This window comes from Streptomyces cyaneofuscatus (assembly GCF_042718795.1).
Taxonomy (GTDB): domain Bacteria; phylum Actinomycetota; class Actinomycetes; order Streptomycetales; family Streptomycetaceae; genus Streptomyces; species Streptomyces cyaneofuscatus_A.
The window spans coordinates 184,745-210,877 of sequence record NZ_JBHXOX010000004.1 but is presented as its reverse complement, the minus strand read 5'-3'; the positions used below and the strand labels follow the sequence as shown (position 1 = coordinate 210,877).

The 26,133-nt window shown below is 68.9% G+C and carries 19 protein-coding genes; 11 read left to right on the top strand and 8 right to left on the bottom strand.

The annotated features are described in order from the left end of the window. Window positions 1–18: 18 nt before the first annotated feature. From ACFWRT_RS05635 to ACFWRT_RS05620, 4 genes are all read right to left on the bottom strand, one after another. Window positions 19–879: a fumarylacetoacetate hydrolase family protein gene (locus ACFWRT_RS05635; protein ID WP_380951328.1), complete on the bottom strand. Its 861-nt coding sequence runs from the start codon at window positions 877–879 to the stop codon at window positions 19–21. A gap of 137 nt (window positions 880–1,016) precedes the next feature. After that, window positions 1,017–1,787 carry a YidC/Oxa1 family membrane protein insertase gene (locus ACFWRT_RS05630; RefSeq protein ID WP_380951327.1) on the bottom strand — a complete coding sequence of 257 codons (771 nt, stop codon included), beginning with the start codon at window positions 1,785–1,787 and terminating at the stop codon, window positions 1,017–1,019. A gap of 210 nt (window positions 1,788–1,997) precedes the next feature. Beyond that, window positions 1,998–2,333 carry a DUF6412 domain-containing protein gene (locus ACFWRT_RS05625; RefSeq protein ID WP_380951326.1) on the bottom strand — a complete coding sequence of 112 codons (336 nt, stop codon included), beginning with the start codon at window positions 2,331–2,333 and terminating at the stop codon, window positions 1,998–2,000. A gap of 113 nt (window positions 2,334–2,446) precedes the next feature. Then, window positions 2,447–3,274, bottom strand: coding sequence for a class E sortase (locus ACFWRT_RS05620; protein WP_380951427.1), 828 nt, complete (start codon window positions 3,272–3,274; stop codon window positions 2,447–2,449). Window positions 3,275–3,429: 155 nt separating this feature from the next. Here ACFWRT_RS05620 and ACFWRT_RS05615 point away from each other — a divergent pair, with 155 nt between their 5' ends. The 4 genes from ACFWRT_RS05615 (at window position 3,430) to ACFWRT_RS05600 (ending at window position 7,313) form a co-directional block, all read left to right on the top strand. Further along, window positions 3,430–4,434: an SEC-C metal-binding domain-containing protein gene (locus tag ACFWRT_RS05615; protein WP_380951325.1), complete on the top strand. Its 1,005-nt coding sequence runs from the start codon at window positions 3,430–3,432 to the stop codon at window positions 4,432–4,434. A gap of 113 nt (window positions 4,435–4,547) precedes the next feature. After that, complete coding sequence (locus ACFWRT_RS05610) at window positions 4,548–4,988, top strand: very short patch repair endonuclease (protein WP_380951324.1); 441 nt, start codon at window positions 4,548–4,550, stop codon at window positions 4,986–4,988. Then, window positions 4,985–5,938 (top strand): DNA cytosine methyltransferase, encoded by a 954-nt coding sequence (locus ACFWRT_RS05605; RefSeq protein WP_380951323.1) that lies wholly within the window; start codon window positions 4,985–4,987, stop codon window positions 5,936–5,938. Before ACFWRT_RS05610 ends, ACFWRT_RS05605 begins: the two co-directional genes overlap by 4 nt. Before the next feature lie 70 nt (window positions 5,939–6,008). After that, window positions 6,009–7,313, top strand: a complete 1,305-nt coding sequence (locus tag ACFWRT_RS05600) for a DNA cytosine methyltransferase (RefSeq protein WP_380951322.1) — start codon at window positions 6,009–6,011, stop codon at window positions 7,311–7,313. On the opposite strand, the gene ACFWRT_RS05595 is transcribed toward ACFWRT_RS05600, so the two are convergent. The 3 genes from ACFWRT_RS05595 to ACFWRT_RS05585 are packed head-to-tail and all read right to left on the bottom strand — an operon-like array spanning window position 7,235 to window position 11,264. After that, entirely contained in the window at window positions 7,235–8,152 is a 918-nt protein-coding gene (locus ACFWRT_RS05595; protein ID WP_380951321.1) for a DUF6339 family protein, read from the bottom strand. The two genes, ACFWRT_RS05600 and ACFWRT_RS05595, sit on opposite strands and share 79 nt — an antisense overlap. Further along, complete coding sequence (locus ACFWRT_RS05590) at window positions 8,149–9,144, bottom strand: hypothetical protein (protein WP_380951320.1); 996 nt, start codon at window positions 9,142–9,144, stop codon at window positions 8,149–8,151. The genes ACFWRT_RS05595 and ACFWRT_RS05590 overlap by 4 nt, the downstream gene beginning before the upstream one ends. After that, on the bottom strand, window positions 9,141–11,264 hold the full coding sequence (locus tag ACFWRT_RS05585) for a helix-turn-helix domain-containing protein (RefSeq protein ID WP_380951318.1): 2,124 nt from the start codon (window positions 11,262–11,264) through the stop codon (window positions 9,141–9,143). The genes ACFWRT_RS05590 and ACFWRT_RS05585 overlap by 4 nt, the downstream gene beginning before the upstream one ends. 611 nt (window positions 11,265–11,875) lie before the next feature. Between ACFWRT_RS05585 and ACFWRT_RS05580 the strand changes: the two genes are divergently transcribed. The 5 genes from ACFWRT_RS05580 to drmB all read left to right on the top strand — a co-directional run bounded on the left by ACFWRT_RS05580 (window position 11,876) and on the right by drmB (window position 24,103). Further along, window positions 11,876–12,244, top strand: a complete 369-nt coding sequence (locus tag ACFWRT_RS05580; RefSeq protein ID WP_380951316.1) for a hypothetical protein — start codon at window positions 11,876–11,878, stop codon at window positions 12,242–12,244. A gap of 117 nt (window positions 12,245–12,361) precedes the next feature. Then, window positions 12,362–17,131, top strand: coding sequence for a DEAD/DEAH box helicase (locus ACFWRT_RS05575; RefSeq protein ID WP_381121231.1), 4,770 nt, complete (start codon window positions 12,362–12,364; stop codon window positions 17,129–17,131). Then, window positions 17,128–19,041, top strand: coding sequence for a UvrD-helicase domain-containing protein (locus tag ACFWRT_RS05570; protein ID WP_380951315.1), 1,914 nt, complete (start codon window positions 17,128–17,130; stop codon window positions 19,039–19,041). Before ACFWRT_RS05575 ends, ACFWRT_RS05570 begins: the two co-directional genes overlap by 4 nt. Beyond that, the gene (locus ACFWRT_RS05565; protein ID WP_380951314.1) at window positions 19,038–22,262 is read left to right on the top strand and encodes a helicase-related protein; all 3,225 of its coding nucleotides are present in this window, start codon (window positions 19,038–19,040) and stop codon (window positions 22,260–22,262) included. The genes ACFWRT_RS05570 and ACFWRT_RS05565 overlap by 4 nt, the downstream gene beginning before the upstream one ends. After that, complete coding sequence (gene drmB / locus ACFWRT_RS05560) at window positions 22,259–24,103, top strand: DrmB family protein (RefSeq protein WP_380951313.1); 1,845 nt, start codon at window positions 22,259–22,261, stop codon at window positions 24,101–24,103. Before ACFWRT_RS05565 ends, drmB begins: the two co-directional genes overlap by 4 nt. 8 nt (window positions 24,104–24,111) lie before the next feature. Here the strand turns inward: drmB and ACFWRT_RS05555 are convergent, their stop codons facing one another. Beyond that, entirely contained in the window at window positions 24,112–24,801 is a 690-nt protein-coding gene (locus tag ACFWRT_RS05555) for an ATP-binding protein (protein ID WP_380951312.1), read from the bottom strand. Window positions 24,802–24,970: 169 nt separating this feature from the next. On the opposite strand from ACFWRT_RS05555, the gene ACFWRT_RS05550 reads away from it, so the two are divergent. Together ACFWRT_RS05550 and ACFWRT_RS05545 are read left to right on the top strand one after the other, a co-directional pair. After that, entirely contained in the window at window positions 24,971–25,816 is an 846-nt protein-coding gene (locus tag ACFWRT_RS05550) for a helix-turn-helix domain-containing protein (protein ID WP_380951311.1), read from the top strand. Then, on the top strand, window positions 25,816–26,004 hold the full coding sequence (locus ACFWRT_RS05545) for a DUF397 domain-containing protein (RefSeq protein WP_380951310.1): 189 nt from the start codon (window positions 25,816–25,818) through the stop codon (window positions 26,002–26,004). The genes ACFWRT_RS05550 and ACFWRT_RS05545 overlap by 1 nt, the downstream gene beginning before the upstream one ends. Window positions 26,005–26,133: the final 129 nt, after the last annotated feature.

Sequence of the window (26,133 nt, the reverse complement as noted above, 5' to 3'; positions counted from 1 at the left end):
TTCACGTACAAGGAAGGCTTACGCCCCCTTCAGCTCCTGCCGCTGCCGGCCGAGCCCTTCCACCTCCAGCTCCACGACATCCCCCGCCTTCAGATACGGCTTCGGCTCGGGCTGCCCCATCGCCACCCCGGCGGGCGTACCGGTGTTGATCACGTCGCCCGGGTAGAGCGTCATGAAGTGGCTGAGATAGCGCACGACCTCCCCCACCGGGAAGATCTGGTCGGCGGTGGTGCCGTTCTGCTTCAGCTCGCCGTTGACCCAGAGCCGCAGCGGCAGGGCCTGCGGGTCGTCCACCTCGTCGGCGGTGACGAACCAGGGGCCCAGCGGGTTGAACGTCTCGCAGTTCTTGCCCTTGTCCCAGGTGCCGCCGCGCTCGATCTGGAACTCGCGCTCCGAGACGTCGTGGGCGGTGGCGTACCCGGCGACATGGGCGAGCCCCTCCTCGGCGGAGGACAGGTAGCGGGCGGTGCGCCCGATGACGACGGCGAGCTCCACCTCCCAGTCCGTCTTCCGGCTGCCGCGCGGCACGAGCACGGTGTCCTCGGGCCCGACGACGGTGTCGGGGGCCTTGAAGAACAGGATCGGCTCGTCCGGAACGGCCGCCCCCGTCTCGGCGGCGTGGTCGTGGTAGTTCAGCCCGATGCACACGATCTTGCCGATGCGCCCCAGCGGCGGCCCGACGCGCAGCCCAGCCGGGTCGAGGGCGGGCAGGACGCCGGGGGCGTCGGCGGCCTCCCGTACCCGGGCGAGGGCGGAGGCATCGGCGAGCAGATCGCCGTCGATGTCGGGGACGATTCCCGACAGATCACGCAGAGTCCCGTCGCGGTCGAGAAGCGCGGGGCGCTCGGCGCCCGCCGTACCGACTCGAAGCAGCTTCAACGGTCCAACTCCTCTTGTTCGAGGTGGGGCCCTTCGGCGGGTTGCGGCCGACGAAGGACTTGGCTGATCCTCCAAGAGTCGTGGACACTCCGCAAGACCTCGTTCACACACTGGACCGGCGCATTGACCGGCCCGGACTACGCCGCTTTGGCCATGGCGCCGCCGGGCACGGGTACGTCCCGGTAGAGCCAGGCCCGCTCCAGGGCGGTCCAGGTGGTCGTGGTGACGACGTACAGGGCGGCGGCGAGCGGGACGACGGCGACGGTGATCAGGGTGGCGAACGACAGCAGCGGCATCATCTTCATCATGGCGCCCATGCCCGGCACGGCCTGCCCGTCGGGCCCGGTGGCGGGGACCACCGGGTTGGCGGCCATCTGCCGCTTGGTGCGCCCGTAGCTGAAGGTGGCGACGGCGGCGACGAGCGCGAAGAGCCCCAGGTAGACCAGGCCGTGCCCGCCGAACATCCCGCCGTCCGCGAGGGCGTCGTGCCAGCGCCCGCCGAGCGGGGCGCCGAGGAGGTCGTGGCTGAGGAGGGCGTTGGGCTCGCCGCCGATGGAACCGCTGGAGAACAGGTGGTAGAGGAGGAAGAAGGCGGGCATCTGGAGCAGGCTCGGCAGGCAGCCGGAGAGGGGCGAGACCTTCTCGGCGGCGTGCAACTCCATGATCGCCTTCTGCATCCGCTCGGGGTTCTTCCCGTGCTTCTTCCGCAACTCGGCGATCTGCGGCTGGAGCCGGGTACGGGCCTTCTGCCCGCGCGCGGCGGCCCGCGAGAGGGGGTGGACGGCGAGCCGCACAAGTGCCGTGAAGAGGACGATCGCGGCGGCGGTGGACGCGCCGTGGAACAGCGGCTGGAGCAGATCGGCGAGGGAGCCGACCAGGTTCGCGAAGGCGGACATGAAGGCGGACATGGGTGAGCCCTCCGGGGGTCTCGTCGTGCCGGGAGTGGGACGTACGCGGTGTTCAGTACGCGGTACGCGATGTTCGGTACGCGGTACGCGATGTTCGGTACGCGGCACGCGGTACGCGGTACGCGGCATGACGACGACCGGCGCGGGGGCGCTACGGGGTTCGACGTGCGGAAGTGCAGAAGCGCAGACGTGGAGAAGTGCCCTGCTGCCCTACGCGGCGGCGGCCGTCAGGAGGGCCTGCCCGGGTGCTCGGGGCCTGGTCCGGCCGCGGGCGTCGGGGTCGCGCTGGGGCAGGAAGGCGGTGCGCTTCTCGCGGTCCCTGATCGCCGTACGGACCCGGGTGCGGGGCACCGGGGGCGCGCAGCGGGCGCTGATGACGGAGCAGGCGAGGAGCGCGGAGCCGGCCGCGGCGGTGGCGGCGAGCGCGACGGCGGCGGAGAGGCCACCGCCCTCGGCGAGGACGAACTCGGCGAGGAGGAGGACGAGGAGGCCGACGGGCCGGAGGAACCGGGCGAAGGCGCCGCGCAGCCGGCTGGTGGCGGGCATGGGCGTCTCCTCTCCGTACGGCATCCGTTCCTTTCGTTATACACGATGATCGGACGGGCCCGGTTGCGTTCGAGGGTCTCGGTCCTCGGTGCTCGGTCCTCGGTCCTCGGTCCTCACCGGGGACGCATGGCGGTGAGCTTCCCCCAGACGACGAGCCGGTAGCGGGAGCTGAACTCGGGGGTGCAGGTGGTGAGGGTCAGGTAGTAGCCGGGCTCGCTGTAGCCGGCGGAGGTGGTGATGTTGGAGCGGGGGACGGGGGCGATGACCCCGCTGTCGGAGGGCGCGGTCCGGGCGAGGCTCTTGTCGACGGTGTACGTGTACACGGCGTCCCGGGTCTCGACGGTGATCCGGTCCCCGCGCCGCAGCCGGTCGAGGCGCCGGAAGGGCTCGCCGTGGGTGTTGCGGTGCCCGGCGAGCGCGAAGTTCCCGGCCCGCCCGGCCTGGGCGGTACGGGTGTAGTGCCCGACGTACCCGCGGTCGAGGACCCCGCCCTTGCTGGTGCCTTCGGCGACGGGGGCGGTGAGGGCGATGCGGGGGATGCGGAGGACGGCGTAGGCCTGGTCGTGGCTTTGGCTCTGACTTCGGCTGTGGCTTTGGCTTTGTCGGGCGGCCGGCGCCTCGGACCCTCGGGTGGTGCCGGCCCCGGTGGCGGAGGGCAGGGGCTCAGGCACCACGGGCTCGCCACTCGGAGCTCCGCTCGGGACGGCGGACGGAGGCGGGCCCCACTCCCGCTGAAGAGCCTGGACGGTACGCCCGGCCTCTTGGCGGGCCTCCCGGTTGGTCCACCACAGCTGATGGACGACAAGAAGAAGGAGCACAAGCCCGAGGGTGACGACAAGCTCGGCGGCCCCCCAGAGCCCCCACGCGAGAAGGCCCCGCCCTCGGCCGGCACGCCACGATCCCGGCCCCCGCCCACCAGGCCGTACCGTGACACGGCGGATCGGCGCCCGCCCGCGACCGCGCTCCCGTCCCCACACGGCGGGCACGATAGAACCAACGCACCGAACTAGCCATACCCAACTCACTCGCCTCCCCTCCCAGGGCGGCTTCCGACCTCTCCTCCCGACGGCCGCTGTCCGGCAGTACCGTGTGATCCATGCGCCCCGACACGCCTGCCGACCACACCACCGAAGCCGAGCGCCTGCTGCGCACCGCGGTGCAGTACCCCGAGGACCAGGAACCGCTGGTCCTCCAGGCCGCGGCCCATCTGGAACTCGCCGGTGACCGTTCCCGCGCGAGCACGCTCTACGACGACCTGCTGGCCGCCCCCGAGTCCACCGTCGAGAACCCGCACCTGATCAAGGCCCTGAAGGCGTCGAACCTCTGGGAGTACGGGCACGAGGCCGAGGCCCGCGCGATCATCGAGGGCATCCGCGCCGCGGGCCCGCTGGACGCGGCGCCCTGGCAGGTCGCCGCCGAGACCCTGGAGGCGCACGACGAGCTGGAGTCGGCGCACGACTTCTTCTCGACCGCGCTGACGCTGCTGCTGGCCCCCGGCGAGGAGGTCCCGTACGCGACGCAGTCCCTCCTGACCGGCCGCCACCGGGTGCGCCGGCTGATGGCCCTCCCCCACGACGCGTGGGACGAGCTGGCCGGCGCGCTGCACACGGCCCCGGTCCCGCTGGACGAGCTCCACGACCCGAGGCGCGTGTGGTCGCTGGGCTCTTCGGACCCGGTGGAGCTGAAGGCGGAGATCACCCGCCTGCGGGCGGAGCTGGGCTCGTACCGTACGGCGCTGTCGCGCCCGTTCCCGGTGGCGGTGCTGCACTGGCCCGACGGAGAACTCCGCGAACTACTCACGGCATACCCGGAGTTGACCGAGGAGTACGTGGACCGCGCGACCCACCTGTCCCGCCTGGAGGCGTCCCTGCGCGACCTCCACGCGACGGGCACCCCGAACCTGGGCATCGTCACGGGCACGGTCCCCTCGTACGAGGCTTTCGCCGCCTCCGAAGCCGCCTCCCCCGCCGACCCGGGCCTCCTCCCCCAATACGCCACCACCCTCGCCGCCCGAGGCCGAGCCACCCCGTGGCCCCCGTCCCGCACGGCTGCCTGCTGGTGCGGGTCGGGGGAGGCTTACGGGGGGTGCCACGGAGGCTGAGCCTCCGGCGCGACGGCCACGGCCCGATCCTCGTACGGGCTCCGAGCCGGGCCGTCACGCAGACCCCTTCGATCACCGATGGCACCGATGCAGTTCATAGGACACTGGAAGTAATGAGCACGGCCAAGCCTTCATCCCCGAGCGTGTCCGCCCGCATGAGCCGCCAGGCCAGACGCGACACCGCACCCGAGGTAGCCGTGCGCAAGCTCCTCCACGCGGCCGGCTACCGCTTCCGGGTCAACGCGCGGGTGCCGGACATGCCCCGGCGGACCATGGACATCGCCTTCACCCGGGCCAAGGTCGCCGTGATGATCGACGGCTGCTTCTGGCACGGCTGCCCCGAGCACGCCACGCAACCGAAGTCGAACGCTCAGTGGTGGCGGGAGAAGTTGGACCGCAACATGGCCAGGGACCGGGAGACGACCCAGCATCTGGCTGCGGCAGGATGGACCGTACTGCGATTCTGGGAGCACGAGGCGCCGAGCGGTGCCGCCGAGCTGGTCGCGGCGGCCGTCGAACAACGGCGGGCACGGAACGAAGGCGGGGGCCTATGAACAAGCTGCGGTTCGTCGATGTGTGCGCGGGCGCCGGGGGGCTGGCCCTGGGGTTCGAGAAGGCGGGTTTCGAGCCCGTCCTGCTGCTGGACAAGAAACGGATCGCCTGCGAGACGCTCCGGATGAACCGGCCGGCCTGGAACGTCCTGGAGACGGATCTCCTGGACTTCGACCCGGCCGAGCACCGGCAGACCTATGACGTGGATCTCCTGTCGGCCGGACTTCCCCGGGTCAAGTCCAGCGCGACGGTGGCGAGGATCGAGACCGATGAGGAGCAGCGGCTGCTGGAGGCCGCGGTCCTCCTCGCCCATGCCATCCAACCGCGCGCGCTGGTGATCGAGAACGTTCCGGGGCTGGTCGACTCCCCGAAATTCGAGAGCATCCGCGATTTCATCCGCAAGGAACTCGAGCACCTGGGCTACCGCTTCCGTTGGTTCGTTCTGAACGCCGCCGACTTCGGCGTGCCGCAGGATCGCAAGCAGGGAGTGCTTGTCGCGCTCAAGGACCAGTACTTCGACGCCTTCGAACCTCCGGCGCCGACGGTCACGGAGCATCTGCCGGTGGGTCGAGCGCTTCGCAGATCGGTGGGCGCCCGCGGTTGGCCCGGCACCGACGCCTGGGCGGCACAGGCCATCAGCGTCGCTCCGACACTGGTGGGTGGCTCGGACAAGCGGGGAGGCGCGGACCTCGGGCCGACGGGTTCGAAGAAGGCATGGGCTCGGATGAGGGTCAACGGCGGAACGGTGGCCGACGAGGTTCCGGGCCCGAACGACGACGTCTCAGGGTTGATCAAGCTCACGGACGCGCAGGCGGCGATTCTGCAGGCGTTTCCCCAGGAGTGGCGGTTCGCGGGAAAGAAGACCGCCCGCTACCGGCAGATCGGCCACGCCTCGCCCCCGCCGGTCGGAACAGCGCTCGGGCGGGCCGTCGCCAACGCCCTGAAGGGCTGATCCACTCCCCGGGGAGGGCGCCGGAGGAAGCGCCCTCCCCGGTCTGATCGGCCGGCTACACTTGCACACCATGACCCACCCCTCTCCCCCTTCACTCCCCTCTGCGGATTTCGGGATCGTCGATCTCTTCGCAGGGCCCGGCGGCCTCGACATCGCCGCCACGATCATGAGGGACGAGGGCGTCGAAAGCATCGGCGTCGAGTGGGACGACGCCACTCGCGCCACACGTGCGGCGGCCGGCCTCCTGACCACCGACGTGAAGGATGTCGCCGAGCTCGGCCCGTGCGACCCCTCGGTCATCGAGGCCACCGTGCTCACCGGCGGGCCGCCCTGCCAGTCGTTCTCGGTGGCGGGCAACCGCGAAGGGCATCAGGCGCTGGAGGACGTGAAGCGGCTGGCCTCCCGGTTGATGGAGCAGAAGGACAAGGCTTCGTTCGACGCGGCCTGGAAGAAGGTCAAGCGCGAGACCGACGCGATGTCGGACAACCGGACCGGTTTCGTGCTGCAACCACTGCGCTGGATCATGGAGGCGATGCTCGAGCGCGAGCGGCCGTACAAGGTGATCGTGCTGGAGCAGGTGCCGACGGTGCTTCTGGTGTGGAAGCACTTCGCGGAACTCCTCCGAGGTGTCGGCTACGCCGCCGAGGCCCACGTGCTGCACACCGAGGATTTCGGAGTTCCGCAGACACGACGCAGGGCGGTCCTGATCGCCCAGTACGATCCGGAGAACGTGCACCGCAGGGTCCTCTTCCCCGAGGCGACGCACCAGAGGTACCGGAAGGGCGCCGTACGGCTTCCGCCCGCAGATGCCGCTCAGAAGGCATCGTTGTTCGACGACGTCGAACCGTGGGTCTCCATGGGAGACGCGCTCCGTGACACACGGACGGCCGAGTTCGTCATGGTCTCCAACTACGGGTCCGGCGGCGACCCGAAGAAGCGGGGTCGCCGGGAATCCGGGGAGCCCGCCCCGACAGTCACCGGCAAGGTACGACGCAACCGCCTGTACACCTTGCGGAAGGACAGCGCGGGCGAGATCGTGCTCAGGCCGGAGGACGAACTGGAACGCCTTTCCCCTCGAGAGGCCGGCCTGCTCCAGTCCTTCCCCGCGGAATATCCCTGGCGCTCCACCGATGTGGCCCAGCAGATCGGGAACGCCATCCCACCGAGGCTGTCGCTGCACATCCTGAGCATGGCGCTGTTCAACAAGCCTCCGCGGGACGAGTGGTACGAGCAGTTGGAGAAATGGAGCCCCCAGGGCGAAGCGCCGCAGGCGACGACCGTCCGGTCGGCGCCTCCTCAGGTCTCGGCGCCGTCCCGCTCGTCCGCGTCCGGGCGTCCCCTCACCGGCGCTTCGGCGAAGAGTTCCGTGAAGTGATCGACGAGTACGTCCACCGAATGCTCCGGAGTCTTCTCCTCGTACGGCCCGATGGGCAGGTCCCTGCGTGGGACGGCCGGGGCCGACTCCGCCGCCTCGATCCAGTCTCGTAGTGGCTTGCCGTCCCGTTCGGCATCGGGCGCAACGACGTCGTACATGAGGGTGGCGGCGGAGGCGTTGACGGCCGCTGCCAGGGCGTTCGCCTCGCGGGTGCTGGTCACCGTCCCACGTCCGATCAGGCGCACCATCGCCTGCGCCGTCGGCCGATGCTCGATGACGTCCATCCGCAGTGCGGTGTTGAGCATCTCCTGGTTGCCGCACGCGGTCACGACCGGCCCGTAATCGGGGCCGTCGCGGTACAGCTCCGCGGCCCACCACAGCCGGGAGAACGCCTGGGTGTACGCCGGGCCTCGAAACCGTGCGGCAGCGACCTTCGGAGAGCTGCCGCTTTCCTCCCGCTTCTTCTTCGGCTCGGACAGGTGGCGCCACACCACGTAATCCGGAGCCACCCCCAGAGCCAAGTAGTTCCAGAACCGCCGGTCGGCCGCCTCCCGCCGGGTGAGCCTGAGCGTCGCGTGCAGGCGAGGTGCCAGCCAGCCGTCGGCAGCCGTCGGCCTGTCCTCCCGGAACTTGTACATCGCGTCCTCGACCAAGGCGCGCACCGGGTCCAGTTCCGCGCGGCTCTCACCGTCGTACGACAGCGGCTCGGTGGTCTTGTTGAGCGCTATGGCGGGTACGTCCTCCTTGCCCGAGAGCAGCCCATCGGTGAGGTACTGCGCCGCGTTGAGGTCCGCGAGCAACGCCAGGCGCTCCGGGAGGAGGTTCGGCTTGTCGGTCATGCGTCGGTCCCCCGATGGATGCTGTTCAGGCCACGGATCGTCGTGCTCAGCACCTTGGGCACGTCCGCCCTGCGGGTGGCGGCGTAGTGGATGCGTGGTTGGAGGTCGGTCCACCCGGACGTTCCGGTCCGTCGTCGGTGGACCTCGCCCAGCGCGTCCTCGACAGGGCGGTCGGGCACGATGTCGGGAAGCATCTCGCGCAGCACCTCGCCTCTCCAGTCACGAGGGAAGAGGGGAGTTCCGTCGTCCTCGATCTCCAGGTCTCCGATGGCGGTGTGAAAGACGGCCGTCCACACGTCTGTACACATCTGGGCGAGGAGCAGATCCCGCACCATGTTGTCGACCGAGGTGCCGTTGCCACCGATCAGGTCGGAGACTCCCTCGAAATCCGTGTTGATGTGCACGACGGGCAGGTCACCGGACGTGTCCACGGCCCAGGGCACCTCCCGGAACCGACGCAGCCATTGCGGGCCGTCGCGGAAGCCGACCTCGACGACGTCGAGCTCGCGGTCACGCAGCGGCGCCGCGGCCTTGAGGTCGACGATCCAGTCCTTGGTCGACGCGGCGATCTCGCGTCCCGCCACGCCGTCCACCGTGGCGACGACATGGACGGACATGGTGGCCCGGTCCAGATGGTCCGCCCGCCACAGGTCGAGCTGTCCCACCCACTGTCGGCCACCCTCCGTCCCGGGGGTGAGAGCCGTGGTGATCCTCGTGTTGGTGGCCGCTTCGCTCAGAACCACGACGACCGCCAGGTCGGTCCAGGGGCTGTCGGGAGCGGTAGCCCTGCCCGGCACGGTGGCCGAGACCTTCATACGGAGCCACTCCCAGTCGTCCCGTCCTGTCGCACCGGGCGCGACGACCTGCTCGACGGCGGAGAAGGCACTGGTGTCGAGGGGGTCCCTGATGTCGTCCGGGCCCCGCAGCTCGACGGCGGTGACCCGGAGCGAGACCACACCGGGAAGACGCTGGTACGGGTATGCCCTCTTCACGCCTGGGCCCCCTTGTCCGTCCGGAGCTCCACGACAAGGCCGCTGAACTGGGCGCGTACCGGATGGGTGGACACGTCCGTGGTTCCCCGGAAGGTCGCGGTGCGCGAACCGGGAACGAAGCGGACGGTGCCGTCGACGATCTCGCAGTTGTGCACGGCGACGAGTTCGGACCATGCCAGAACCGGCCTGGGGCCGGAGCGCACGTCGAGCTTGGCCACAGGTGTGGGGCGCCAGGAATCACCGCCCGCGGGGATCTTCATCTCGGCCGTGACACACCACGCACCGCTGGCGTCGATCCGCGCGTCCAGCTCTTCCAGCGTCGGCGGCCCTGCCGCGGGAGCGGGGCGGGCCGTCTTACGTCCCCCCACGGTCAGGCGCTTACGCAGACGCTCCGAGCCGACCTTGCGACTCTTCTTCGGCAGGGCGACCAGATCCCGCACAGCCTTGTTCGCCTCGTACGTGAGCGCACCGATCCGTCGGTACGCGGAGGGCGAGTACAGCATGCGCAGCTCTTCCGTCTGCCCCCACTTGTCATGCTCGGGTGGTTCGGCGGCGCGCAGGAAAGCCTCGGCCTCGTCCGCGAAGGGAGCGTCGTCCCCAGCGGCCCTACCGGCGAGCAGGACAGCCTGGAAGAGGTTGGTGCCCACCGGCAGGCCGGATACCCAACCGATCTTGACCGTCATACGGTTGCCCCGCATCGTCGTCACTCTGTTCGGCTTTCCGTGGTCGCGGTCATCTGCCTCCGTGACCAGCACGACCGCTCGGTGCTCTCCACCACTTCCCCGACCGGCACGCCCCGGCACCATCAGCGGCACAGTCGTCATGGCCACCTGCCCGGCCTCGGTCAGTCTGTCGACGGTCGTGCCGTCCAGAAAGGCTTGCAGGGCGCGCGTTCGCGAGGGCTGGGTCTCCCGAGGGTCGACACGCGCCTCCGGAATGATCTCCACTCCGTTGCGGAAAGTTCTCACGGAGGCCTCCAGCAGCGGTCGCTGTCTGCCCCCGCCGGTCATGGCCGCCCAGAAGTTCCGACCGAGGGCGTCCTTGAGGCGGTGGTGCATGCGGTGCACGCTGTCGTCGTCCTCGACGTCGGCGTTGCCGTCGGTCCCTTCGACGAGGCTCGCGACATCGTGCGCGCCGACGATGAGGAAGGACGTGCCAGGCTCGGCGCTCTCCCGCGTGAGATGGAGACGCTCGACGCTCTCCTCGTCGGCCCACCACGAGCGGGCCACGTTCACGTCCTCCGCGTCCGGGTCGGGCCGACCGAACCAGGCGGGACCGGCCCAGGTCCTGTCCCCCACCTTGCGCCAGGGAAGGTCGAGGCGCCCGACGAGCCGACGCTCGGTCCGCCCCTCGTGCGGCTCCGACAGAGTCGAGTTCATGAGGACCAGGCCGAGACGGCTGGTCGCCCAGAGCGTCGCCTTGCCCAGGCCGTAGGACCCACCGGCACCGCTCATCGACTTCTGGCTGTCGAGCTGGCGACGCACGACCGCGGCGAAACGGCCGGTCTCGTAGTCGTCGCCGGTCAGGCCGGAGGCGTTGTAGTCGTCGATGCGGAGGAGTACCAGCCGGTCCCGGTCGTACATGTCGCTCAGGCCGGCCGCGATCATGCGCCCGACCTTCTGGTCCTGCTCTGCGGCAGCCTCGTAGTGGGGCAGCAGGTCGTCCCAGCGAATCTCGTCGCGGAACCGGGCCAAGGCCTCGCCCGACAGTTCGTGCAAGGTGTATCGGACCCGGACCGGCTGGGCGAGGTCGAGTCGTTCGTCGAGGCTGTTCTGGGTCGCCTCCCGAGCCAGGACCTCGACGTCGGCCTCGAAGGCGAAAGCTGCCGCGTTCCCGAACTCGCGGCCGCCGTCGGCGTGGCCCGGGCGGTGATACCAGGAGATCGGCAAGCCGGCCAAGGTGTCGGCGGTCCGGGTGTGGATCGTCCCCAGATCGGTGCCGAGCGCCTCGGCGATCTTGTTGATCGTCTCCTCGCGGGGGGTAGCCCGACCGGTGATCCAGGCCGAGACCGCGGCTCGCGTCAGGCCGATCCGCTGGGCCAGATCAGCCTGGCTCATGCCCGACTGCTTCAGCTGCCGGGCCAGCCAGGGACCAAAGTCCATGCCGGTGTCCAACGTCATCACTCCTCAGCCGCCGCGTCGCCCATGAACTGCACGATACACCTACTGTTTGACACTGACACTCCGTCCGACAACAACGTTTGACACAGCACCGCGGAGCCTCGATTGGCCTGACTCACCTCATTGGCTAATTGCCCAATGATGCACCGAAAGGACGGATTGGTCCGGATTGAAACCCGGGATCACCTTCGCACCATTCACCCCGAATGCCCACGCCGGGAGCGGCGAAGAAACTCCCGTCGCAGCCCTCCCGGAGGCTTGCGACGGCACCTTTCGAGCAGGTAGCGTGGAATCGGGAAACGCCTCACCAGGCGCAACCGGCCCTACCTTCGGGAAGGCCTATTTTGCATGCCCGAAATTAATTCACGACGGTCGGGAAAAATTCTTCGAAAATAAAGATGACCAACCGGGTTGCCATCGACCGACCTCATACGCTTTGCTTCTTCCACGTTCTCAGTTCAGCACCTCTCCACCCCTTTCCCATCCACCCGAAAAAACCTTCCTCCTCGGCGAACCAGCACACCCTTCCGTGCGCTTTCCGCCCCTCTGCACGTGCGCCACTTTCCCATCACGCCCTTTGCCCGTTCGCCGAACCCAGGAGGCCTCCGACCTTGAACGCCAGCCCGCCCGACCCCGACGACCTCTTCGGGCAGTACGACTCCTTCGAGGACCCCGAGTTGCGGTCCGAGTTCCTCGACGCCATGGGGACCACGCGCCCGCACATCAACGCCCAGAGGAGTCGGCACATCAAGGCCTCCCGCCGGTCTGCGGCGTCCGAACCGGACGAAGTACCTCCGCAGCCTCGCGAGGAAATCCCCGCCAGGAAGAACAGGAAGCCGCGTCCGCCCCGGCTGCGGAAGCGCTCCCGCGCCACCGTCACCCGTCCGCCCAACAACACGGGCGAAACGTTTCGGAGCAGGCAGCGTCGGCGGCGTGAGCGTCCCGCGAAGTTCCTCGTCATCATCATCCGGCTTGACTGACCCGGTACCTCGTCGGGCTTCGAACTCCTATCGTTGAGTCGGAGGCCGGCCGCATCCCCGCAGCGGCCGGCCTCCGACTCCCCCGCGTTCAGCTCACAGCCACGGAATGGGAACACCTTGAACCACCCCAATGTGACGGAAAGTTCAGGCGAAACGTCCGTCATTCAGACGATCATCGAGCAGTCGGCGCGCGTCCTGGAGACGTACCGCGTCGACCCGGGGTTGATTCTGGAACACGCCAACGGTGAGCGGCGGATCACGCAGGGTGGTTACGGGGATCGCCAGTTGTTCGAGCTCGTCCAGAATGCCGCGGACGAGATCGCGCATTCTCCCGGCGGGAAGGTGCACGTCGTCCTCACGAACACGCACCTGTACTGCGCGAACGAGGGAAAGGAAGTCACGGCCGAAGGAGCCGAGACCATCCTTCGGATGAGTGTGTCGAAGAAGCGCGGTGGGCAGATCGGCCGCTTCGGGGTCGGGGTGAAGTCGGTCCTCGCCGTCACCGACGCTCCTCAATTCTTCAGCACATCCGGGGCCTTCGGATTCGACCGGGCGTGGTCTTTCGAAGAGATCCGCAAGGCCGGCGGCCACACGGTCGGTGGCGATTTCGAAGCACCTGTCCTGCGCATGGCCCGCCCGTTGGAGGCGGAAAAGGAACGTGCGGCGGATCCCGTTCTGGATGAGCTGCTCGGTTGGGCCACCACCGTCGTCCGGCTTCGTCTTCTGCCCGGTGCGGCCGATCGTCTGGGACACGACATCCACACGGCCGCCGGCCAGCAGATCCAGCGGGAGTTCCCTGCGCGCTTCCAGCTCTTCTCCCACCATGTGGGGACGGTGGTCCTGGAGAACCGTCGCGCCATGCCGCAGATACGGCGGGAGATCACGGTCGAGCACGAGGACATCGTGCACACGATCCACGAGGTACGCACGGGCAAACCGGAGTCCCACGCCACCTGGAAGGTCTTCACCCACGCCCACCGACCCACCGAACGGGCGCGCGCCAGTGCGGGAGAGATGCACGACCGAGGGACGATCGACATCTCGTGGGCCGTTCCCGAGTACACAGGGGACACCGTCCTCACCGTTCCCAAGGGGCGCGGCGAGTTCTGGTCGTTCTTCCCGACCAAGTATCCGATGACGTTGGCGGGCATCCTCAACGGTGCCTGGAAGACGAACGAGGACCGCCAGAACCTTTTGGATTCCAGTCCCTTCAACGAGGAGATCATCCAGGTCGCCGCGAGGCTGGTGGTCGAATCGCTGCCTCGGTTGGCTCCCGCCGAGGACCCCGGGGCGTACCTTCCGCTGCTGCCCGGTCGGACCAGGGAGTCGGAGACCCTCAACTGGGCCGACAGGTATCTGACCGAACAGATCTGGAAGCTGACGGCGCAGCTGCCGTCCCTTCCCGACCAGGACGGCGTCCTCCGGACCCCCAGGGAGCTGCGCGTACACCCGGCGCCGACGGGCAAGAGCCCGCTCAAGGTCGACTGGCTCCGGATGTGGAACGCGTACCCGGGTCGTCCCTCGAACTGGGTACATCCCTCCGTGGAGGCAGGCGAGTTCCGCGCAGGCAAGGTGGCGCACGTTCTCGAACAGACGAGACAGGGCCGGGCGACCGTCCGTGAGTGGTTGGAAGCGCTCGTCAGCGACGGTACGGCCGAGGCTTCGGCCGTCGCGATCCGCATCGTCGCCGGGATGATCCGCGACGGCTCGCCTTTCGCGGACGAGGCCCGCACCGCGCGCATCGTGCTGACCGAGGAGAGCGGCCTGGTGCCCGCCGTGGTGGGCAAGGTCTTCCGCCGGGCCGTCCAGGACGGTCTGCGGGACGGCACGACGTACGTGGACCCCGTTCTCTCCGAGGACGAGTCACTCATCCGCGACCTCAACACCATCGGTATTCGGGAGGCGGACTCCCGAGGCCGGTTCATCGGCGTCCTGGAGCAGGGCTTCGTCGGATACGGCCCTCAGGATTGGGCCCGCTTCTGGCAGTTGTTCCACAGCGCCGGCGGCAGTCAGGTGAGCGGTGAAGTCATCGCCCGCGTGCCCGACCCGATGGGCACTCTCTACGTTCGCACGGTGGACAAGCGGTTCCACCGCATGCGGGACTGCCTCCTCCCCGGGGCCGTGGTGCCCGCCGACGGCAGTCGGGACGGCTCGGTGGCGGTGGATCTGGACTTCCACTCCGACGACAGGATGGTCTTCCACGAGTTCGGCCTGCGCGCGACACCCACCGCCGGTCACCGCCCTTCGTCGGACGAAGCCTGGTTCGCCGAATACGCAACGGCGATCTACGACAGCTACTGCCGAACCCTGAGCAGCAACGCCTCCCGTCCGGCCTTCGCCAGGCTCAAGCTGGACGGCTCCCCGATCGGCGGACCGCTGCATCTCCTGGAGCGGCTGTCGGACGAGGGCCGGGCAGCCTTCGTGAAGGCGCTGCCCGAAGCGAGCGTCATCGACACCTGGACCATGCAGTTCGGCGTCCAGGTGGGCACGCGCAAGTCCATTCACTCCCCGTTGCGTTGGATGCTCGCCCGCCACGGCCGCGTCCCCACCTCGCAGGGTGTCGTCCCGGTCTCCGACGCGGTGGGCCCTCAGCTGCACGCCTACGCGGATGTCCTGCCGGTGGCGGACATCAGCGCCGAGAAGGCCCGCAAGCTCCATCTGCCGACCGTCGTGGACGACGTTCCGGTGAAGCAGTGGGACCGTCTGCTCGAACAGCTCCGCACCAGCGACGACGACACCTTCGTCGGACGTACGTACGTGATGCTGACCCGGCTCGAGGTCGACTTCCCCGAAGGGGAGCTCACCCGTTGCCGGATCGGGTCGCAGTGGTCCGCGCAGGAGGACGACAAGATCGCCGTCGCGGCGTCCGAGGCGGAGTACCGCACGCTGCGCGCGGAGCAGATTCCGGCGTTGGCGGCAGGTAGCACCGAGGACGCGGCGCTGCTCGTCAAGACGTGGGGGATGTTGCGCTACGCCGACGTCGTCAGCAAGGAGACCCGTCATGTGGGTATCGGTGAACCGGCCGCCCTGCACGACGAATTCCCCACTCTCCGTCAGCGTATGGGCAATGCGGTCAACAACTATCGCCTGCTGCCGTGCTCCGAGTTGGAGGAGGTGACCCGTACCCCCCAAGGCACCCGGTCCACGCCCCTCAGGAGCGCCCTCCAGGGCAACACCGTGCTCGTCCTGGAGCCCGAGGACCGACTCGCCGCTCTCGTGGCGGTCGACCGTGAGCTGCGCTGGGGGCTGAAGGAAGCAGGCTGCCGCGCGGTTCTCGACGCCCAGGAGCGGCAGGAGGCCGACCAGCAGCTCCAGGCGGCCCTGCGCCAGGTCCGCGAGGCGGAGAGCGTCGAGGAGAAGCTGGAACTGCTCGTCGGCGAGGCCGCGCTCCGCGCAGGCCTGCCGCCCGGCTTGCTGGACAGCGAACGAGCCGAACTCGGAGGTGTCGACCCGTCGGCCCGCCGGATCGCACGGATGGCGTACAACGCCCATGGCGATGGCGTACTGCACATGCACACCCGTGATCTGTTGGCCGCCTATCCGAGCCACGCGCCGTCGAGCTTCACCGGCTCCTCGCCCGCGGTGAAGTTCGTCTCCGAATTCGGTTTCCCCGACTCCTTCGCCGGAACCAAGGCGCCTTCGCTGCCGCCGAGGGTGGATGTCCCCGGCCCCACCGAGTTCCCGCGGCTGCACGACTACCAGGAGCGCCTCGCCACCAAGGTTTTCGCGATGCTCGACCGGTTCGCGCCCCAACGCGGAATGCTGTCCCTGCCCACGGGCGCGGGCAAGACCCGGGTGGCCGCGGAAGCGGTGATCCGCTGGGTCAAGTCCGTGGGAGAGTTGGACGGCCCCATCCTCTGGATCGCCCAGACCGAGGAACTCTGTGAGCAGGCCGTCCAGAGCTGGAGCTTCGTGTGGTCGAAGGTCGGCGCGGAGAGCTCTCTCACCATCAGCAGGCTGTGGACGACCAACGAGGCGGGGCCGGTGAGCGACCGACCGCACCTCGTGATCGCCACCGACGCGAAGCTCCGCAACTGCCTCGGCACCGACGGATACGCATGGCTCCGAAAGGCGAGTCTGGTCATCGTCGACGAGGCCCATGTCGCCATCTCTCCCCAGTACACGAAGATTCTCGAGCAACTCGGCCTGACCGCTCGTGAGACGCAGCGCCATCTGCTGGGGCTCACCGCGACCCCCTTCCGCAACACGAACGACGAGGAGACGAGGCGCCTGGTCCAACGCTTCGGCGCCCAACGTCTCGACGACGGGATCTTCCCCTCCGACGACGCGTACGGGGAACTGCAGAGGCTCGGCATGCTGGCGAAGGTCGATCATCAGGTGCTCATGGGCGGCACCATCGAGCTGACCAACGACGAGAAGGAGCGGGCCGACCAGATGAGCCTGCTGTCGAAGGCCGCCGAGCAACGCCTCGCCGACGACCACGACCGCAACAAGCGCATCCTGGAAGAGATCACCGACATGCCCGCCGACTGGCCGGTCCTGGTCTTCGCCACGTCCGTGGCGCACGCCAAGTTCCTCGCCGCCAAACTCAAGGACCGCGACATCACCGCCGCTTCGGTGGACTCGGCGACCTCCACGGGCGAACGCCGCAGGAGCATCGAGGACTTCCGCCGCGGTCGCGTGCGCGTGCTCACGAACTACGGTGTCCTGACACAGGGTTTCGACGCCCCGGCCACCCGGGCCGTCGTCGTCGCCCGCCCCACCTACAGCCCCAACGTCTACCAACAGATGATCGGTCGCGGTCTGCGCGGTCCCGGCAACGGAGGCAAGGAGACCTGCCTGATCCTCAACGTGCGTGACAACATCACCAATTACGGCAAGGCGCTCGCCTTCACGCAGTTCGAGCACCTGTGGAGGGCCAAGTGACCGACGCGTACCACGACAGCCCGCCCCTGACCGGAGAACAGCGGGCTGTCGTCGAGCAGCCCTGGGACGCCCGGTTGTTGGTCACGGCCGGCGCGGGAGCAGGCAAGACGCACACCCTGGTCCGCCGTCTCGACGCCCTCATGGGCCACGAGGAGGAGGCACTCGAAGCCGGCGAGATCCTGGTGCTGAGCTTCTCCCGCGCGGCGGTCCGTGAGCTGCGCGAGCGGATCGCGCTCCATGCCCGTCAGGCCCGTCGGGTCCGGGTGCAGACCTTCGACTCCTGGGCCTATTCGGTGCTGCGCGACGAGCAGCCCGACCGGGACTGGGGCGCGCTGCGCTTCGACGAGCGGATCAGGGAGACGACCGAGGCGATCCTGCGGGGAGCCGTCGAGGAGAGCGAGCAAGGGCCCCCGACCCATGTGGTGATCGACGAGGTCCAGGACCTGGTGGGCGACCGCCGGGACATGGTGGAGACGCTGCTGGACCGCTTCCAGGACAGCTGCGGATTCACCGTGGTGGGGGACGGGGCCCAGGCCATCTTCGGCTTCCAGGTCACCGACCAGGACGCCCGTGCCGCGGAGACGAACTACTTCTTCGACTGGCTCCGGGCCTCCTACCCCGACGACCTGGTCGAACTGCACCTGACCGCCAACTTCCGGGCCCGTACGGAGGAGGCCCGTACCGCTCTCGCTCTCGGCGCCGAGCTCAAGAGGCTGCCGTCGGAGCCCGCCGAGTCCGACGCGGCGGGCGAGAAGTTCCACCGGCGGTTGACCGACCTGCTGCGCTCGTGCCCCGACTTCGGCCCTCCGGACGACCCGTTCACCGTCGAGTCGCTCCGGGCCTACCCGGGCACCTGCGCCATTCTCTGCCGGGACAACCGGCAGGTTCTGGTGCTGTCCGAGGCGCTGTTCTCCCTCGGGGTGGGACATCGCGTCCAGCGAGCCCTCCAGGACCGCCCTGTTCCGGCCTGGGTCACCTCGGTCCTGCGCAACACCGGTACCACCACGTTGACCGAGGAGCGCTTCCAGGAGCTGCTCTCCGCCGGACCGACCGCCCCCGTCGGGGACCGCGCACGGATCTGGCGTTCTCTGCGCGGCGCGGCCCGGGCCCCCAGAGGGTTGATGGATGTGGCGGCGGTGCGGCGGCTCGTCGCCGAAGGGCGCTTCCCGGACGACCTGGCGGCCGTGGAGCCCGCGAAGCTGGTGGTGTCGACCGTGCACCGCGCCAAGGGGCTCGAATTCGATCGGGTGATCGTGGTGGAACCGGCCACGACGGCTGAACTGCGCAAGCAGCACACCCACGTCGACCCGGCGGCCGAGGCGCGTTCGCTGTACGTGGCGATGACCCGCGCCCGGGACGACCTGTTCCGGATCCCGGCCCCCGACACCGCACTCGTACGCCGGGACAAGGTCACCGAGCGCTGGTACCTCGGCGGTTGGAAGTCGTACATCCGCGACGGCATCGTGGCCTCCGGGCAGGACGTGGGTCGCGAGCATCCGCCCGGTACGGACGGCTTCACCGACGACGCCCCGTCCTTGCAGGACTACTTGGCCGCGTCGGTCTCTCCCGGTGACGAGCTGGTTCTCCGGCCGCAGCACGAGATGCCCATGGCCGCCGACCAGAGCCCTCCGTACACGATCTTCCACAGAGATCGGCCGATCTCCGTCGTCTCGGAGCGGTTCCGCAAGGATCTCCACACGTCCCTGAAGATCAACAAGACGTGGGAGATCAACTGGCCGGTGGAGATCAACGGATTCCGGGTCGACTGCCTGGAGAGTGTCGCGGGCAGCAGCGCCTCCGGTGCCCGTGCCGGGCTCGGCGACCACGGCATCTGGACGGTGCCCCGTCTGTCGGGGCTCGGGCGCTACAGGCGCGTCAGAGGGACCACGCAGGAAGGCATCGTCGGATGACGGACGACACGAGCGTTCACGCCGCTCACTACACACTCCGGGAAGGGCTCGTCGAGCAGCTCCGCAAGGACCTTCTCGGCCCGCGATCCGCCGACGAGATCCTGACCCAGGATCCGCCGATCACCACGTACCCGATAGGGGTGTTGTTCCCCAGGGCGGCCGATCGTGAGTCGGAGAGGGTGCTGGCGGAGGACGCCGCGGAGAACGACGGGCTCGACGACGCTCCGCTCGTACGAAGAGGGCGGGACGTCGAGGACGCGCTGCCCGACCTCGGCACGGCCCATGTCGGTGACCGGCGTCCTTCGTCGATGGGGCTGACGTTCGCCGTGGACCCGGAGGTCGCCGCTCGTCTCGTCGTCCGGACCGAGGCCGCGGCCTACGATCCCGTCGACCGGGACGGGGGTCGTGTGACCGCGGAGCGCGCGGAGGCGCGGACCGTCCAGGAGCAGAAGGAGCGCTGGCGTCGGCGCGAGCTGTCCCTGCGCCCGGTGACCGTGGATGTGACGGTTCCCCGCCGCTACCGGGTGGAGGACCTCCACGAGGGCGCGGAGTTGGACGTGGTCGTCCGGCCGAAGGCCCCGTCGAGCGGAACGGTCACCGTGACCGTGACGCTGATCAACACGAACCTGGTGGGCAAGCACGCCTTCCAGGACGCCTTCTGTCTCTACCAACCCCGCCTGACCGTGACCACCGAGTCCGGCACACCGGGCGTGGTCGACCGCCCGTCCGAGCGCAGCGTGACCGACCCCGAGATCGCGACAGGACGACTGCTGCACCGGCACGCCCCCACCTTCGCCGTCGGGCACGGCTGCTCGGCGCACTGGGACTGGACTCCGCCCCCCATCGGCGCCCCGAACGTCGAGCGCGCGGCGATCACCACCGTACGCACCGAGTTCGTACCGACACACGAGGTGCTGCTCACCGACTCCAATCCCGAGATCGACGACTCGGCCCTCTGCATGGAGGACCTGGCGAGCCGGCCCGAGACCGAGGTTCTGTCCGCGCTCAACGACCTGATGGCCGGGTACGGGGAGTGGATCGACCGCAAGGAGGCGGAGGCCGCCGCGTTCCGGGGCACCCCGCACGAGGCCCCTGCCCAGGGGCAGATCGAGCACTGTCGCACGGCTCTGGCCCGCATGCGTCGCGGTATCAAGGTTCTCGGCACGGACAACGAGGCGATGCGGGCCTTCCGCCTCGCCAACCGTGCGATGGCTCAACAGCGGGCCCGCAGCGAGTGGGTGAAGAAGGGACGTGAGGGCTCTCCCGACACCGCCTCGGGCAGGTGGCGCCCGTTCCAGATCTCCTTCATGCTTCTCTGCCTCGAAGGAATCGTGGACCCGAAACACGACGATCGCCGTACCGCCGACCTCCTGTGGTTCCCGACAGGTGGTGGCAAGACCGAGGCGTACCTCGGCCTGATCGCCTTCACGACCTTCCTCCGCCGCATGCGGCTCAAGGAGCACGGCGGCGGCGTGACGGTCCTGATGCGCTACACGCTGAGGCTGCTCACCCTGCAGCAGTTCGAGCGTGCCGCGTCGCTGATCTGCGCCATGGAGCGCATCCGTCTCGGCGACGAACGGACACTGGGGACGGAGACCATCTCCATCGGCATGTGGGTGGGACAGTCGGCCACACCCAACAAGCTGTCGGTCGCCGAGGAGAGCCTGGTGGAGCTCCGCAAGGAGAAGGAGCTCCAGGAGAAGAACCCCGTCCAACTGCACGCCTGCCCCTGGTGCGGCAGTCGGATCGACGCGTACCAGTACGAGGTCGACGAGGCGGCGAAGCGGATGCACGTCCGCTGCCCCGACACCTGGTGCGATTTCCACGGCGGCCTGCCGGTCCACCTGGTCGACGAAGCCGTCTACGACGCACGCCCCACACTGGTGATCGCCACGGTCGACAAGTTCGCCGCCATGCCGTGGCGGGAGCAGACCGCCGCGCTGTTCAACCTGGACCGCGAGGACGACACCCCGCCTCCGGAGTTGATCGTCCAGGACGAGCTCCACCTCATCTCGGGACCGCTGGGCACTCTCACCGGTCTGTACGAGACGGCTGTGGACCTGCTCGCGAACGAACCGAAGGTCATCGCGTCGACGGCGACGATCCGTCGGGCCTCGCAGCAGGGCAAGAAGCTGTTCGCCCGTGATGTGGCCCAGTTCCCGCCGGCGGGCATCGACGCCAGGGACTCGTGGTTCGCCGTGGAGACGCCCAAGGAGCGCAAGGCGAGTCGACAGTACGTCGGGCTGCTCACGCCGAGCACGAGCCAGTCGACCCTGCTCATCCGCACCTACGCCAACCTCCTGCACCGGGCCGCGCAGGGCGAGGAAACGGATGACGTTCGTGACGCGTACTGGACGCTCGTCGGTTACTTCAACAGCCTTCGGCTTCTGGCCGCCGCCGAGTTGCAGGTCCACGACGACGTCGACGCCCAGCTCGGCTTTCTGGCGGACCGGGACGGTGGCGAGCGTCGAAGGATCCTGGAACAGACCGAGTTGACCAGTCGCGCCAACTCCAGCGAGGTGCCGAAGCGGCTCAAGCAGGTGGAGCGACGGTTGCCGCACCCCGATGCCGTGGACGTCCTGCTGGCCACGAACATGATCTCGGTCGGCGTCGACGTGGACCGTCTCGGTCTGATGGCCGTCATGGGACAGCCGCAGACCACGGCCGAGTACATCCAGGCGACCAGCCGCGTGGGCCGCCGCCACCCCGGTCTGGTGGCGGTGATGCTCAACGCGAACCGTTCACGGGACCGTTCGCACTACGAGAGCTTCCAGCACTACCACTCGGCGCTGTACCGGGAGGTCGAGTCGACCAGCGTGACACCGTTCTCCTCCCGCTCCCGCGACCGCGGCCTCCATGCCGTCGTCGTCGCGCTCGCTCGCATCCTGATCCCGGCGGCCCGCCCGAACGACGGCGCCGGACGGATCGAGGAGTTCCGCGACGAACTGGACCAGGTGGTCCGAAAGGCCCTGCTGGACCGGGTCGAGGCAGTCGATCCCGACGAGAGCACCGCGACGGCCGACGCGTTCGACGAGTTCGTCGCATGGTGGGTGGAGAAGGCCGAGAGCAACGGCGGTCTGCTCTACGAGCCGAAGCGTGGCCGAAGGACACCGTCCCTGTTGTGCGGCTTCGACGACATCGACGAGGACGCTTGGCCCACCCTGTGGAGCCTGCGCGATGTCGACGCCGAGTCCGCCCTCTTCATGGAGGCAACCCGATGACTCCTCCCCCTGCCCGACGCCGCAGGCCCGGAGCGCCGGAGCGCAGCTACCCTCGCCGCGGATCCGTACGCCGTGCCCAGATGATCACGACCTACGGCGTCGGCTCGCTCGTCGCCGTGGACAACGAATCGTTCATCGTCACCGGGATCGACTCGTGGAACATCAGCGACGCACCGACCATCTTCGAGCACCGGTTGGCCCGGGCCCTCGGCGTGAAATCGTTCCGTCTGCCTCCGGCATCGGACGACACGAGCAAGGACGGCGTGCACGTACGCCGCTTCCCCCTGTGGCACTCGTGCCCGAAGTGCACCGTCCTCCAGCACGTGAGGCAGTTCAACTCCCCACCGGGGAAGAACGAATGCGGTGACTGCGAGGAGGACCTCGTCCCCTCGCGCTTCGTCATGGCCTGCGCCAAGGGCCACATCGACGACTTCCCGTACTGGAAGTGGGCGCACCGCAAGAATCGGCAGGAGGGCGAGGCCGGCTTCTGCGGCGGGGAGATGCGGCTGCGCACGAGCGGCAAGACGGCCTCCCTCCGCTCGATCCTGATCTCCTGCACCTGCGGTGTTCCCGAGGTGTCCATGGAGGGCGCCTTCAGCGGTACGGCGTTGTCCGAGCTGAAGGTCTTCTGCAGCGGCAGACGCCCCTGGCTCAAGGACGCACCGGCCGATCCCTGCTCGGAAAGGCCACGCACCCTGCAGCGTGGTTCGTCCGTCGCCTGGCAGCCGATCGTACGGACCGCGTTGTCGATCCCCCCGTGGAGCGACGGTCACTTCACCCGGCTTCAGGGCCACATGGATCAGCTCCGTGAGCTGTACGCGACCGGGAACGACAGCGGGATAGAGATCTACCTCAAGGCCCTCGCGCTGACGGAGAAGTACGACTTCTCGGCCGCCAAGGTCATAGCGCTGCTCGAAGCGGAGAACCAGGAGGACGCGGGCGCCGAAGAGGCAGCCACCGCCGACAGCGCCTTCGTCGCCCTTCGGAAGCAGGAGTACGAGCGGCTGATCGAGGGGCAGGCCGAGAGCGATTCGGATCACGAGGACCAGTTCGTCTGCGAGCCGCCCCGGTCCTCCCCGACCGTGCTGACGCCGTACGGGGTCACGGGCCCCATGCTGGTGAAGCGACTGCGTGAGGTCCGCGCCCTCAAGGCCTTCTCGCGGGTCGACACCCCCGAGACTCGTACGGACATCCAGGAAGCAGCCCTGTCCCTGAAGGACATGGACTGGCTGCCCGCCATGGAAGTGCAGGGCGAGGGGGTCTTCCTCCGGCTCGACGAGGAACGGGTGGACACCTGGGCCCGTAGCGTGGCGGTGGCCGCACGGGCCGAGGCCATACGGGACAACCACACCCGCATGATGCGCGAACGGTCCCAGGACCCGGATTCCGTCCCCGAATCGCCGGCCACCCCCCGCATGGTCCTCCTCCACACCCTCGCTCACGCACTGATCAACGAGTGGAGTCTGGACGGCGGCTATCCGGCAGCCTCCCTCCGGGAACGGCTGTACGCGGGCGAGACCATGGCCGGCATGCTCATCTGCACGGCGACGAGCGACTCCGCGGGAAGCCTCGGTGGCCTGGTCGCACAGGGCGAACCCGGCCGTCTCCGAGAGTCGCTGGACTCGGCCCTCGACAGGGCTCGTTGGTGTTCCTCCGATCCTCTCTGTGTCGAGTCCGAGGGGAGCGGCGTCGGCGGCATCAACCTCGCGGCCTGCCACGCCTGCGTACTCCTGCCGGAGACGAGTTGCGAGCACAACAACGGGCTGCTCGACCGCGCTCTTCTCATCGGGACCCCGGAGAACCCGTCGATCGGATTCTTCAGCGCCGTTCTGAGCCCCTGAGCACACGGTCATACGGCTTCGGGCAGCTCCGCCTCGAAGTGCATCTGCGCACGGTCCAGAGCGCTGTCCGGATCGCAGCCGTGGGCCCGGAGCCAGTGGAGGAGGTCGGCGATCACGTCGATGGCGGCCTCCTCCGCCTGGGCCACGCTCAGCGGTCCCTGCGAGCCCTTCTCGGTCCGCGAGGCGAGCCCCACCAGGCCCAGCACCGCCTCGGCCTTGGCGACCTGTGGTCCTTCGACGTGGTCGATCGACGACCGCAGCCCGGTGGCGAGCTCGCACCAGGTGACCTTGGAATCACCTCCGAGGACGACGCCCCACCGCTCAGCCACACCCTCCACGAGCATCAGCCCTCTCCCCCGCTCGCATTCTTTACCCACCGGGCCGGGAGTGGGCAGCGCCCGGGTCTCCGGGTCGCTGACTTCGAGGCGAAGCCGGCTGCCGCTCATCGAGACGGCCAGACGAGTCGGCGTCCCCACGCCGACGTGTCGCATCACGTTCGTCACGAGCTCCGTCGCGCAGAGCTGGGCGTCCCGCACGGTGTCCGCCAGGCCCCACAGGTTAAGGCGCAGCCCGATCACTCGCCTGAGACCGGCGAGCTCCTCGGGCTCCGCCGGGAACGAGATGTCCCAGGCTCGGCGAACCACACCGAAGCGGCAGCCATCCACGCCGATCACCACTCTCGCCACACGCGCGGTCACCCATCGCAACCACCATGAGAAGAGAATGGCACTGGAACTCTCATTTTGGAACTCTCACCCTGAAGCCTCGGGAGCATGCCCACCAGCACGCGCCCCCGGCGTACGCCGCCTTGCTCGGACAAGACATCGCCGTGCACCCTCTGAGGGATCAACGTGAGGAATCACCGTCATGGCAGTCGGACCCACCACCCGTAGGCGCCAACTCGGCGCCGATCTACGCCGCCTCCGTGAGCGCACGGGCCTCACATTGGAGGAGGCAGGCGCCCTGGTCGGCATCTCGAAGGCCACCCTGAGTCGCTACGAGCGCAAGGAGGGCGGGGTCAAGTGGCCGGCGGTGGACGCCCTCTGCCGCGAGTACGGGGCCACGGACGCGGAACGCGCCGCACTCGTCGCCCTGGCCAAGGGAGCCCGGATCCAGGGCTGGTGGCGCTCCCTCGCCGATCCCGTCCCCGAGTCGATGAACCTGATGCTGACGCTGGAGGACGAGGCGGTCAGCGAGGATCACTACGCCTGCATGTACGTGCCGGGCCTGTTGCAGACCCGCGCCTACGCCGAAGCCGTACATCGCGCCTCGGAGATGCGGTGCTCGGAGCAGGAGATCGAGCACATGGTGGACATCCGCATGAAGCGCCAGGAACTCCTGGAGCGGGCGCAGCCACCCCACCTCTGGGCCGTGATCGACGAGGCGGTCGTGCGGCGGGCCGTGGGAGGCCGCCACGTCATGCGTGACCAACTGAGCCACCTCCTCGACCAAGCGGACCGGCCGCACATCACCGTGCAGGTGCTCCCGTTCGCGGCGGGCGCCCACGCGGCCGCGGTCGGGAGCTTCGTCATCCTCGGCGGCCCGGCCCCCGAACTCGACGTGGTCTACGTGGACATCATCGGTGGTGGACTTTTCATGGAGAAGCCGGCGGAACTGGCACGCTATAAGTTGGCGTTCGAGTACCTGCGTGCGCAGGCCCTGGACATCGAGCGGTCTGCCGCGCTCCTGAGACACGTGAGCAGGGAGCTTTGATGGATCACGGGATCGGCCACTGGTTCAAGTCCTCGTACAGCGGGGGCAGTGGCACGGAATGCGTGGAGGTCGCCGCCCTGGCCGCAGCGGTGGGCGTACGCGACTCGACCAGACCCCAGGGCCCGCACATATCCGTCGGCCGTGCAGCCTGGGCCGGGTTCGTCGCCGGCGTGGCGGGTCACGGGTAAGACCCTCCTGTACACCAAGGATCCGAGAACGCTGTGGATTCTCTTGCCCGCTGAATGCGCCGGGCCGCTTACCTCGGAGGTAATTGAGGCCCTCCCCGGAGCCGCCTACCTTCAGCACTGTCCGGCGGC